We start from the raw sequence: 12,514 nt of genomic DNA on the forward strand, positions 1-12,514 counted from the left end.
CCGGACAAGCCGCGCCAGCGGCGCCGATCCGGAATCCATCGCAGGGCAATGCGCTCTTCAATGGATTCCGGGTCAAGCCCGGAATGACGGGTGTTTCCCTCCCAAGATGAAACGCCCTACATACGCACCCTGACTCTCGCCATCAGGGCTTCCATGCGTACCGAAGATGCTCCGCTGATCCGCCTCGAGGATTACCGCCCCAGCGACTGGCTGATCGACACGGTCGATCTCGACGTCAGCTTGCATCCGCAGAAGACGCGGGTGCGGGCCCTGCTGGCACTGCGCCCCAATCCGGAAGGGCAGCCCGGCGCGCCGCTCAGGCTCGACGGCGACGAACTCGTCCTGAAATCGCTGGCCATCGACGGCAAGCCGCTCGATGCGTCTGCCTACACCGTGACGCCGCAGGCACTGACGCTCCCGAATCCGCCGCCGCATGACTTCACGCTGACGATCGAGACCGAGCTCGATCCATCCGCCAATACCAAGCTGATGGGGCTCTATCGCTCCTCGAAGGTCTATTGCACGCAGTGCGAGGCGGACGGCTTCCGCCGCATCACCTATTTCCTCGACCGGCCGGACGTGATGAGCGTCTACACCGTCAGGCTCGAGGCGGCGAAGGCGGAAGCGCCGGTGCTGCTCTCCAACGGCAATCTCGTCGCGGCGGCGGAACTGCCCGGCGGCGACCGGCATTTTGCCGTCTGGCATGACCCGCACCCGAAGCCCGCCTATCTCTTCGCGCTGGTCGGCGGGGCGCTGGACCATGTCCGGCAGGATTACGTCACCGCCGACGGCCACAAGGTCGAGCTCGCCGTCTATGTCGAGCCGGGCAAGGCCGATCGCGCCGGCTGGGCGCTGGATTCGCTGGTGCGCTGCATGCGCTGGGACGAGCAGGTCTTCGGCCGCAATTACGATCTCGACGTGTTCAACGTCGTCGCCGTGTCCGATTTCAACATGGGGGCGATGGAGAACAAGGGCCTCAACATCTTCAACGACAAGTACGTCCTCGCCGATCCGCAGACCGCGACCGACGGCGACTATGCCTCGATCGAGGCGATCATCGCGCATGAGTATTTCCACAACTGGACCGGCAACCGCATCACCTGCCGCGACTGGTTCCAGCTCTGCCTGAAGGAGGGCCTCACCGTCTTCCGCGACCAGGAATTCTCGTCCGACGAACGCTCGCGCCCGGTGAAGCGCATCGCCGATGTCCGCACGCTGCGCTCGACCCAGTTCTCGGAGGATGCCGGCCCCCTCGCCCATCCGGTCAGGCCGCGCGCCTACAAGGAAATCAACAACTTCTACACGCCGACGGTCTATGAGAAAGGCGCGGAAGTCATCCGCATGCTCAAGGTGCTGATCGGCGACGACGCCTTCAAGCGCGGCATGGACCTCTATTTCGAGCGCTGCGACGGCACGGCCGCGACGATCGAGGAATTCCTCGCCTGCTTCGCCGAGACCTCGGGCCAGAACCTCGACCATTTCGCCCGCTGGTACGAGCAGGCGGGCACGCCGACCATCGTGGCGTCGGGCCGCTATGACGCGGCTGCCAAACGCTACACGCTCGACCTGGCGCAGAGCACGCCGCCGACGCCCGGCCAAACCGAGAAGCAGCCGGTCGTTCTCCCGATCAAGCTCGGCCTCGTCGGCGCCAAGGGCGACCTGCCGCTGAAGACGGCCTCGAACGCCTATGCCGGCGACGGGCTCATCGTGCTCGACCAGGCTTCCCTCTCGATCACCTTCGAGGATGTTCCCGAGGCGCCGATCCCCTCGCTGATGCGCGGCTTCTCGGCCCCGGCGCGGCTCGACCTCGATTTGAGCGATAGCGACCTGCTGCGGCTATTCTCGGCCGACAGCGATTCCTTCAACCGCTGGCAGTCGCTCCAGAGCGTTGCCACACGCGTGCTCGTGGCCGCCGGCAAACCCGGCGCCGACGCCAACGTGCTGACAACGACCGCCAGCAAGCTCGGTGAGGCTCTGCAGGTCTTCCTCAAGGCCGATGCGCTGTCCGATCCCGCCTTCGCCGCGCAGGTGCTGCGCCTGCCCGCGCCGGCCGACATCGCCCGCGAGATCGGCGGGGATGTCGATCCCGACGCGATCTTCGCCGCCCATCGCAAGCTGTCGGGCGCGATCGGCAAGGCATTGCTCGGCGAATTGCCTGGGCTACGCGGGGCGCTCGCTGCGAGCGGCGCCTATCGCCCCGATGCGGCCTCGGCCGGGCGGCGGGCGCTGCGCAACGAATTGCTCGGGCTGGCGGCGCTGGCTGCCCCGACCGAGGCCGCCGATCTCTGCGAAGGGCAGTTCACTGGGGGCGACAACCTGACCGATCGGCTGGCGGCGCTTGCCGCCATGACTCTGATCCCCGGCGAGCGCCGGGAAGCCCTGATCAGGCGCTTCGCCGAGGCCTATGCCGGCGAGCCGCTGGTGCTCGACAAATGGCTAATGGCCCAGGCGCTGATCGCCGAGCCCGGCACGCTGGAGCGGGTCAAGCAGCTGATGCAGCACCCGGCCTTCTCGCTCGGCAATCCCAACCGCGTGCGGGCGCTGATCGGCGGCTTCGCGGCCAATCTCACCCAGTTCAACCGGGCCGATGGTGCGGGCTACGAGTTCGTCGCCGATATCGTCGTCGCGCTCGACAAGACCAATCCGCAGGTCGCCTCCCGGCTGCTCGGCTCGTTCAAGAGCTGGCGTATGCTGGAGCCCGGCCGCAAGCGCCTCGCGCAGGAGGCTTTGGGCACCGTCGCACGCCTGCCGAACCTGTCGCGGGACGTCGCAGACATCGCCGAAAGAGCGCTCGCCTGAGAAGCTGACACCATCCGCAGCCCTCATCCTGAGGAGCAGCCGCAGGCTGCGTCTCGAAGGATGTTCCGGGAGGCTCCGGAACCATCTGGAGCATCCTTCGAGACGCAGCCTGCGGCTGCTCCTCAGGATGAGGGCTGAGGCGTCACGACAGCCTTCCGGGCCAAGCTTCACAGGCGTTCCGCGGAATGGTTAACGGCGACCTGTCCAAAACGTTAACGTTTCATTACCCGCGCAGGATTCATCGCCATAAGCACTGCAACCTAAAGGAGAATTCGACACTCCTGACTCAACTCAGGGCTAGACAAACCGAGGCGCCCGGATTCAACTGACAGTGATTCGCGGGGATGCGGCACGTCTCCCGATCTTACTGACGGTAAAGTTCCGAAGGGGGACCGGGCATGTCGCGTGCCAACGCGGGCTGCGCACCTGTGCGCGCCGATACGATTCTGGGTGTAGCGCGTTCGCTGACGCACCCTCTGTATCATCGCTTCGAAAGCTTCGAACCCACCTTCCGCACCGCAATCCCTGCGTTTGTGGGACTTTTCCTCATCATTCTCGGCGCCGGCGCGCTGATCCAGACATCGGCCATGCGCGACGACGCCCTCATCGATGCGGCCAGCGACATGGACCTGGTCTCGGCGCTGATTGCCCGTGAACTCGACACCGCCACGCTGGCGGGCAAGGAGCCGGCCACGGTCCTGGCAGCGCTGACCGCTCGCCACCTCGCAGCCCATGGCCGCTTCGTCCATGTCAGCGGCGCCGATGGCCGCGTCATCGCCAGCGAGCCGGTGATCGGCCAGACGCAACGCACCCTCGTCGACTTCCTCGGCCAGACCCAGCCGCTCACCGTGTTCGGTGACCGCGCCGGCGTGATGCGCATCACCTTGCCGAGCGGCGCCGATGTCTTCGCCAGCGTGCGCAATCTCGCCGCCCCCCTCGGGCAGGTCGCAGTGCTGCAGCCGGTCTCCCGCGCGCTCTCGGTCTGGCAGCTCCGCCGGTCGGGGCTGATCCTCCTGTTCGGCGCCGCCGGCCTCATCCTCGGCGTCACCACGCTCGCCTTCATGCTCCAGTCGAAGCGAGCGAGCGCCGCCGACCAGGATTGCGACTGCGTCCGCGAGCGCATCGACACCGCGCTCAACCGCGGCCATTGCGGCCTGTGGGACTGGGATCTCGCGCGCGGCCGCATCTACTGGTCGGATTCGATGTATGCTCTGCTCGGCTATGACCGCACCGGCGAGTACATGTCCTTCGGCGAGGTCTCGAGCTTCATCAACCAGGAAGACGTCGATCTCTATGCGCTGGCCGACGCGATCAGCCGCGGCGAGGCCGATCATCTCGACCGCGAGTTCCGCGTCCGCTCCGCCTCGGGCGAATGGATCTGGCTCAAGGCCCGCGCCGAGCTGGTGATCGACCGCCGCACGCGCTCCCGCCATCTCGTCGGCATCGTCGTCGACATCTCCGAGCAACGCCGTATGGCCGAGCGCACCGCGACCTCGGACGCCCGCCTGCGCGATGCCGTCGAGGCGATCTCGGAAGCCTTCGTGCTCTGGGATGCCGACAATCGCCTCGTGCTCTGCAACGCCAAGTATCAGCAGCTCCACCAGCTCCCGACCGACGCCCTGCAATCGGGCGTCTCCTACGACGAGATCATGGAGCTTTCCGCCCAGCCGCAGATCGACCGCGAGCCGCTGCGGGTCCAGCGCGGCAATGCCGGCGCCTCCTACGAGGCCCGCCTCTCGGACGGCCGCTGGCTGCAGATCAACGGCCGCCGCACCAAGGATGGCGGCTCGGTCTCGGTCGGCACCGACATCACCAAGCTCAAGCAGCAGGAAGAGCGGCTGACCCAGTCCGAGCACCAGCTCCTGATGCATGTCACCGATCTCAAGGCCTCCCGCCAGAAGCTCGAAGCCCAGGCGCAGCAGCTCGCCGATCTCGCCGAGCGCTATCTCGAGCAGAAGGCCGCCGCCGAAGGCGCCAACCGCGCCAAGTCCGAGTTCCTCGCCAATATGAGCCATGAGCTGCGCACGCCGCTCAACGCCATCATCGGCTTCTCCGAGATCATGGAGAACGGCATGTTCGGCCCGCTCGGCGAGAAGTACACCGACTATGTCCGCGACATCCGCACTAGCGGCGGCTACCTCCTGGGCATCATCGACGACATCCTCGACATGTCGCGCATCGAATCCGGCCGTGTCCGGCTGGAGAAGACCGAGATCGCGCTCGGCCCGGTGCTTGACCAGGCGCTGCAGAAGGTCCAGCCGGAAGTCGAACGCAAGCAGCTCGTGCTGGCCATCGAAGGCCCGCTCGACACCCATCTCGAAGCCGATCCGCACGCGCTCTACCAGATCCTCGGCAACCTGCTCGACAACGCCGCCAAGTTCACGCCGGAAGGCGGACGGATCGCGGTGCGCACCCGCCATGTCCCCGGTGCGCTCAACATCTTCATCGAGGATACCGGCATCGGCATCCCCAAGGAGAAGATCGACCGCGTCGGCCGCCCGTTCGAGCAGGTCGAGGGCGATCTCGTCCGCAGCTACAAGGGCTCGGGGCTCGGCCTCGCCATCGCCCGCTCGCTCACCGAGCTGCATGGCGGCTCGCTGCGCCTGCGCTCGGCGATGGGCGCCGGCACCATCGTTATGGTCCACCTGCCGCTCGACGGCGGCGCCCATCGCGTGACCGCCCAGGCAGCATAGGGCTCACCCAGCCTTCGCCTGGGACAAGATGCGGGTGAAGATCGCCCGCACGCTGGAGCGGACCTCGTCCAGCTCCGCCTTCAGAACCTTCGCATCCGGCCGCCCGACCGCCGTCGCGATGCGACGCAGCACCCGGGGCGGCACGGCCTTGGGATCGAACGCCTCCTCGACCGTGAAGCGCTGCCAGAGCTGGACGTCACCGATCAGGCGATGCGCCTCCAGCAGCACAGAGGCATCGCCATCCGAAAGCAGACCGGCAGCCTTGGCCGCCGCAAAGACCGAGGCGGTGTCGTTGACGATCAGGCCGGGATGCTTGCTGGCATAGGCGAGCAGCAGGAACTGGGCGAGGAAGTCGAGATCGGTGATGCCGCCGGCCGCGAGCTTCAGGTCCCACGGGTCCTTCTCGCCCTTCTCCTTGGCGATCAGCGCGCGCATCTCGGAGACAGCCGTGGCGACCTTGGCCGGCTCGCGCTTGCGCGAGAGGATCGCGCGGATCGAGGCCTCGACGCGCTTGGCCAGACCGGCATCGCCGGCGACGACGCGGGCGCGGGTCAGCGCCATCTCCTCCCAGATCTCGGCCTCCCCGGCATGATAGGCCTCGAAGCCCGCGAACTGGGTCGCGGCCGGGCTCTTGTTGCCGGTCGGGCGCAGGCGCATGTCGACCTGATAGAGCGTGCCGCGCCGCGTCGGCACAGTCAGCGCCGCGACGAGGCGCTGGGTGAAGCGGACATGCCAGGTGACCGGATCGAGGCTCTTGGCGCCATCGCTGGGGCCGGCGTCCTCCGGCCGGTCATAAAGCAGGATCAGGTCGAGATCGGATGAGGGCGTGAGTTCGCCGGCGCCGAGCCGGCCGAGGGCAAGCACCACGGTCTCCGCTCCTTCGATCGCGCCATGATCTTCCGTGAAGGACCGGCGCGTATCGGCGAAGGCGACGCGCAGGCAGGCTTCGGCAACCACGCAATAGGCCTGCCCCGCTCCTTGCGCCGGATAGACGCCGGAGAGCAACCGGGCGCCGACGAGGAAATTCTCCTGCCTGGCAGCGTCACGCAGGCGGTCGAGCCCGTCCTCGACGCTCGGCGGTGGCGCTCCGACATAGTTGCGGATGCGGCGCTCCAGCGCCTCGACATCGAGCACCGCCTGCCCGAAGGCGGGATCGATGACGCCGTCGAGCACATGCGGGTGCAGGGCCGCGACCTTGGCGAGGCGCGGCGCGCTGCCGAGAATCTCGGCGAAGAGCGTCAGCAGGGAATCATGCGAGCGCAGCAGCGTCAGCAGTTCGATCGCCGCCGGCATACGGACGAAGGCGTTGTCGAGATGAGCGAGCGCGCCGTCGGGATCGGCGGTACGGCCGAGCGCGACGAGCAAGGCCGGCGTCAGTTCCGTCAACACCTCGCGGGCGCGGGCGCTGGTGACGGCGGCGCGGCGGCCGAAATGCCAGCCACGCACGGTTTCCGCAGCGGTCGCGCCATCGCGGAAGCCAAGCTTGCCGAGCGTCTCGATGGTCTCGGGATCGGCCTCCGAACCGGTGAAGCTCAGCGTCCCGGCCTCGGAGGCCAGGCTCGGCCCTTCCTCGAACAGCAGGGCGTAATGTCCTTCGACGCGCCTGGCATGGGCGGTCAGCGCCTTGCCGAAGGCAGCCGTCGAGGGATAGCCGCAGAAACGGGCGAAGCCTTCGAGTTCGCCCGCCGCCTTGGGCAGCGTCTGCGTCTGCTCGTCGGCCTGCATCTGCAGGCGGTGCTCGATGGTGCGCAGCCAGCGATAGGATTCGGAGAGCTCGTCGCGGGCCGGCGGCGTGATCCAGCCCTCATTGGTCAGTTCCCCGAGCATGTCGAGCGTACGCGGGCCGCGCAGGGCCGGCCGTCTTCCGCCGAAGACGAGCTGCTGCGTCTGCACGAAGAACTCGATCTCGCGGATGCCGCCGCGCCCGAGCTTCACGTTATGGCCGGCGACCGCGATGGTCTCGTGGCCCTTCACCGTCTGGATCTGGCGCTTCATCGCGTGGATGTCGGCGATGGTGGCGAAGTCGAAATACTTGCGCCAGATGAAGGGCGCGAGGTCCCCAAGAAAACGGCGGCCCAGCTCGATATCGCCCGCGATCGGCCGGGCCTTGATCATGGCGGCGCGCTCCCAGTTCTGGCCGACCGTCTCGTAATAGGAATAGGCCGAGGGCAGCGAGACCGCGACATGGGTCGAGGCCGGGTCCGGCCGCAGGCGCAGGTCAACGCGGAAGACATAGCCGTCGGGCGTCCGCTCCTGGATGATGCGCGCGATCTGCTGGGTCAGCTTGACGAAGAAGCTCGAGGGCTCGCCGACGCCGGCCGCCTCCGCGGCCTCGGGATCGAAGAAGACGACGATATCGATGTCGGAGGAATAGTTCAGCTCGCCGGCACCATGCTTGCCGAGCGCCAGCACGACGAGACCGGAGCCGAGGCCAGGATCGGCGGGATCGGCGAGGTTGATCCGGCCGAGATCGGCGGCCTGGCGCAGGACATGGTTGGTGGCGAGGCGCGTCGCCGTGTCGGCGGTCGCGGTCAACGCCTGTGTCACGGTCTCGACGTCCCAGGCGCCGCCGATATCGGCGAGCGCGATCAGCAGCGCCATCGAGCGGCGGAAGCGGCGCAATTCGCGCATCAGGTCGGCGGTTTCGCAGCCCGCCCCGGCAAAGGCCGCGATGCCAGCCAGCAGCACGTCGCGGCGGGTCTCCGGCGCTTCCGTCAGGGCGGCGAGCAGCCCAGCCGGATCAAAGCGCATGATCTGCGTCAGAAAGGGCGAATGAGCGAGGATGCCGGCGACCAGCGCGGCGCTCAGCGGTTGTTCCGCCAGATGCGCGCTCAACGCCCCGGCCACTTCCTCGTCATGCAGCCGCTCGATCAGCTCGCGCTTCAGCAGCGCTTCGGCCTTGGCCTTCGCCGGCAGGACCGGCGCAGCCGCAAGCCTGTCACAGAGCCGTTCCGCCATTGCTCACCGTCCTGCCTCAAAGAGACGGCAGGCCAGCAGGGTTTGGCGCCGCTGTCGAGGCGGCAGGTTCCGCGAGGGCCGGCGTGTCCACAGGCTTCGGGCTGCCGGCCGGCAGGAGGATGACCACGCGCAGGCCAGGCGCATTGTCCTCCAGCCGGAGCTGACCGCCATGCAGGCGCACCACGCCGGCCACCAGTGACAGGCCGAGGCCGAAGCCCGGCTTGCTGCGGCTGGCATCAAGCCGGACGAAGCGATCGAGAACACGGCCGCGATCGACCTCCGGGATGCCGGGGCCGTGATCGGCCACAGAAAGCTCGACCTGATCGCCGATCTGCCGGGCCGAGACCGCCACTGTGCCGTCGCCACCCTGCTCCGGGGCGCCGTATTTCAGAGCGTTGTCGATGAGGTTATTCAGAGCCTGGCCGATCAGCTCGCGGTTGCCCTGGACTTTGAGACCGGGCGCGACCTCGCAGGTCAGCGTCAACTCCGCCTCTTCGGCCAGCGGCTCGTAGAGCTCGGCGAGGCCGGAGACGATCTCGGACAGGTCGAGCTCACCCATGTTCTCGCTGGCGCGGCCGGCCTCCAGGCGGGCGATCATCAGAAGAGCATTGAAGACGCGGATCAGGTTGTCCGCCTCCTCGATCGCACCATCGAGCGCAGCCCGCAATTCGTCCGGCGACTGTGCCGTGCGCAGAGCCTCCTCGGCGCGGTTGCGCAGGCGGGTCAGCGGCGTCTTGAGGTCGTGGGCGATATTGTCGGTGACCTGCTGCATCCCGGCCATCAGCTCGCCGATGCGATCGAGCATGGCATTGAGGTTCAGCGCGAGCCGGTCGAGCTCGTCGCCGGTGCCGGTGATTGCGAGCCGGCCTTTCAGGTCGCCCTCCATGATACCGTGCGCGGTCTCAGTCATGCCGTCGATGCGCTTCAGCACGCGCCGCGCCACGAACCAGCTCGCGAAGCAGCCGAGGACGAAGACCAGCGCCAGCGACCAGCCGGCGGCGCGGCGGATGACGATGCCGAGCCGGTCGCGCTCCTCGAGATCGCGGCCGACGAGCAGGCGGAACCCCGCCGGCAGCAGGTAGACGCGCACAAGCGCATGGCTCGGCCGGTCGAGCGCCTCGCTGGTGCGGGCATATTCGATCTCGCTTTCGCCGGTCTGGTCGAGCGTGCCGGGGGGAATCGCCTCGACATTGCCGGCAATGCGCTCGCCGACCGGCGTTGTGACGAGATAGAGCGAGGCACCCGGCGCCCGCGAGCGGCGCTCGATGATGTTGGCGAGGCGGCGAATGCCGCCCTGGCGCTGCTGCTCGGCCAGGCCCTGGATCTCGGCATCGATGGTCGAGCGGATCTGGTCGGTCAGCAGGCGCTGCGCGTTCCAGGCGACATAGCCAAGCGCGAACGCCGCAAAGAGCGCGAAGATGACGAGATAGGCCGCCGTCAGCTTGAAGGCGGTCGTGCGGAACAGCGTCGGCAGGAACTTCTGGCGCTTGCGCGGAAGAGCGTCAGCGGGTGTCACGGACCATGTATCCCGCGCCGCGGATGGTATGAATCATCGGCTGCTCGAAGCCCTTGTCGACCTTGGCGCGCAGGCGGCTGACATGCACGTCGATGACATTGGTCTGGGGGTCGAAATGATAGTCCCAGACGTTCTCCAGCAGCATCGTGCGGGTCACGACCTGCCCGGCATGCTTCATGAGATATTCGAGCAGCCGGAATTCGCGCGGCTGCAGGACGATCTCCTGCCCCGCGCGGGTGACGCGATGGGCGAGCCGGTCGAGCACCAGTTCACCGACGCGATAGGTAGTTGGCTCGGAGGCAGGCGCGCCGCGGCGGCGGGCCAGCACCTCGACGCGGGCGAGCAGCTCCGAGAAGGCGTAGGGCTTGGGCAGGTAGTCGTCGCCGCCGGCACGCAGGCCCTTCACCCGGTCGTCGACCTGGGCGAGCGCCGAGAGGATCAGCGCAGGCGTGTCGTCCTTCTGTTCGCGCAGCGAACGGATCAGCGAGAGCCCGTCGAGGCGCGGCAGCATGCGGTCGACGACCAGCACGTCATACCCGCCCCCCTCGGCCATGGCATAGCCCTCCAGCCCGTCCGCGGCATGGTCGGCGACATGGCCGACCTCGCGGAATGCCTTGGTCAGATAGGCCGCAGCCTCGGCGTCATCTTCGACGATCAGGAGTCGCATGGACCAACTCTAGCTTATCAAACGCGAGAACGGCAGGCTGGATGATACGCATCCGGCCTGCCGCCGCGAGGGCAAAGTCCCTGGGCTGGGGCGACAGGGAACCGAGGGACCTGCCGACTACATTCAGGCCGCCGGCTGGCGGCCGACCTCGAAGGTCACGTCACGCGACTTGCCTTCGCGGAAGACGGTGATCGTCGTCTTGGTGCCCGGCGCGAAGGTCGCGATCTTGCGCGACAGCTCGCGGGCATCCTTGATCGCCTCGCCGTTGACGGCGGTGATGGTGTCGCCGCGGCGGATGCCGGCCTTGGCTGCGGGGCCGTTGCCCTGCGCCTCGGCGACAAGCGCGCCCTTGGCGTCCTTCAGGCCAATGGCGTCGGCCACCTCGGTCGTGACCGGCTGGATCTGCACGCCGATGAAGCCGCGCGCCACCGTGCCGTCCTTCTTCAGCGACTCGACGACCTGCTTGACGGTGGAGGCCGGGATCGCGAAGGCGATGCCGACATTGCCGCCGGAAGGCGAGTAGATCGCAGTGTTGACGCCGACGACCTCGCCGGCCTGGTTGAAGGTCGGGCCGCCCGAATTGCCGCGGTTGATCGGCGCATCGATCTGGATGAAGTCGTCATAGGGTCCCGACCCGATATCGCGGCCCTGCGCCGAGACGATGCCGGCCGTGACCGTGCCGCCCAAGCCGAAGGGATTGCCGATCGCCAGCACCCAGTCGCCGATCCGCGCCTTGGCGTCGGCGAGCTGGACGTAAGGATAGTTGCCGCTGTCCTTGACCTTGAGCAGGGCGAGATCGGTACGCGGATCGGTGCCGACCACCTTGGCTTCCAGCGTCTTGCCGGAATCGGTGACGAGCTGGACCTCGACCGCGTTCTCGACGACGTGGTTGTTGGTCACGACATAGCCGTCCTGGCTGACGAAGAAGCCGGAGCCCTGGGACATGCTCTGGCGCGGCTGCGGCCGGTTCGGCATGGCGCCCTCGCCGCGCTCCCGGAAGAAGCGACGCAGCTGCGGGGGAATGTCGTCAAGGCTCTGCTCGTCACCGGCGGAGGCGACCTGCGCCTTCACGCGGACGGAGACGACGGCCGGCTTCACCTTCTCGACGAGATCGGCGAAGGAGGGGAGCGCCGTCTGCGCGCCGGAAAGCTGGATCGGCTGCGCGATGGCATTGTGGTTCTGCATCAGCGCGCTGTCGGCGATGCCGGCGGCGAGGCCGATGCCGAGAATGGCGGTGCCGGCGAGAAGGGCGCCGCGCTTCAGGATGGACTTGCGATTTTCGGTCTGTGTCGTCATGGCGGGAACCTCATGGAGTGACAGGGTTCTGTCCCTGCTCATGAGGAAGACCATGACGCCCGCCGCCTTACGCGGCTTTGGCCTGAAGATGACGGTTTCGTAAGGTTGCGCGGTTCAGCCCTGCTCGTCCCGCAACAGCCTATCGACGCGCCTGCGCTCCTCATCTGTCAGCGGCACCGACGCGACAGTCTCCTCGCCCATCCGTTGCCGCCCGCACCGCCAGACGAAGGCCACACCGGCGAACAGGATGAGGAACGGCGCGCCCCAGAGCAGCAGCGTCCGCGCATTGAACGGCGGGCGTAGCAGGACGAAATCGCCGTAGCGCGCGACGACGAAATCGACCACGGCCTTGTCGTCGTCCCCGGCGACGAGACGCTCCCTCACCAGAATGCGCAGGTCGCGGGCGAGCGGCGCATCGGAATCGTCGATCGACTGGTTCTGGCAGACGAGGCAACGCAGGCCGCCGGAGATGTTGCGCGCTCGCTGTTCCAGCGCCTGATTGGGCAGGACCTCGTCGGGCTGCACGGCGCGGGCACCGGGCGCCACCAGCAGTATCAGGCCGAGGATGAGGGCGATCCGCCGCAT

At 67.6% G+C, this 12,514-nt stretch carries 7 protein-coding genes; 2 read left to right on the plus strand and 5 right to left on the minus strand.

Translation table 11 applies throughout. The features are described from left to right. Positions 1 to 153: 153 nt before the first annotated feature. Positions 154 to 2,799: an aminopeptidase N gene (pepN, locus tag ACODTJ_RS17060; protein ID WP_454657648.1), complete on the plus strand. Its 2,646-nt coding sequence runs from the start codon at positions 154 to 156 to the stop codon at positions 2,797 to 2,799. 398 nt (positions 2,800 to 3,197) lie between these two features. Beyond that, positions 3,198 to 5,492: a PAS domain-containing sensor histidine kinase gene (locus ACODTJ_RS17065; RefSeq protein ID WP_488849508.1), complete on the plus strand. Its 2,295-nt coding sequence runs from the start codon at positions 3,198 to 3,200 to the stop codon at positions 5,490 to 5,492. Positions 5,493 to 5,495: 3 nt separating this feature from the next. On the opposite strand, the gene ACODTJ_RS17070 is transcribed toward ACODTJ_RS17065, so the two are convergent. The 5 genes from ACODTJ_RS17070 to ACODTJ_RS17090 all read right to left on the minus strand — a co-directional run bounded on the left by ACODTJ_RS17070 (position 5,496) and on the right by ACODTJ_RS17090 (position 12,514). After that, positions 5,496 to 8,450, minus strand: a complete 2,955-nt coding sequence (locus ACODTJ_RS17070; protein WP_454657650.1) for a bifunctional [glutamine synthetase] adenylyltransferase/[glutamine synthetase]-adenylyl-L-tyrosine phosphorylase — start codon at positions 8,448 to 8,450, stop codon at positions 5,496 to 5,498. Between the two features lie 16 nt (positions 8,451 to 8,466). Next, positions 8,467 to 9,966, minus strand: coding sequence for a sensor histidine kinase (locus ACODTJ_RS17075; protein ID WP_454657651.1), 1,500 nt, complete (start codon positions 9,964 to 9,966; stop codon positions 8,467 to 8,469). Further along, the gene (locus tag ACODTJ_RS17080) at positions 9,953 to 10,633 is read right to left on the minus strand and encodes a winged helix-turn-helix domain-containing protein (RefSeq protein ID WP_454657652.1); all 681 of its coding nucleotides are present in this window, start codon (positions 10,631 to 10,633) and stop codon (positions 9,953 to 9,955) included. Before ACODTJ_RS17080 ends, ACODTJ_RS17075 begins: the two co-directional genes overlap by 14 nt. Positions 10,634 to 10,756: 123 nt before the next feature. After that, on the minus strand, positions 10,757 to 11,929 hold the full coding sequence (locus tag ACODTJ_RS17085; protein WP_454657653.1) for a Do family serine endopeptidase: 1,173 nt from the start codon (positions 11,927 to 11,929) through the stop codon (positions 10,757 to 10,759). Between the two features lie 114 nt (positions 11,930 to 12,043). Then, entirely contained in the window at positions 12,044 to 12,514 is a 471-nt protein-coding gene (locus tag ACODTJ_RS17090; RefSeq protein WP_454657654.1) for a cytochrome c-type biogenesis protein, read from the minus strand.

The organism is Allobosea sp. FG18 (genome assembly GCF_057809495.1).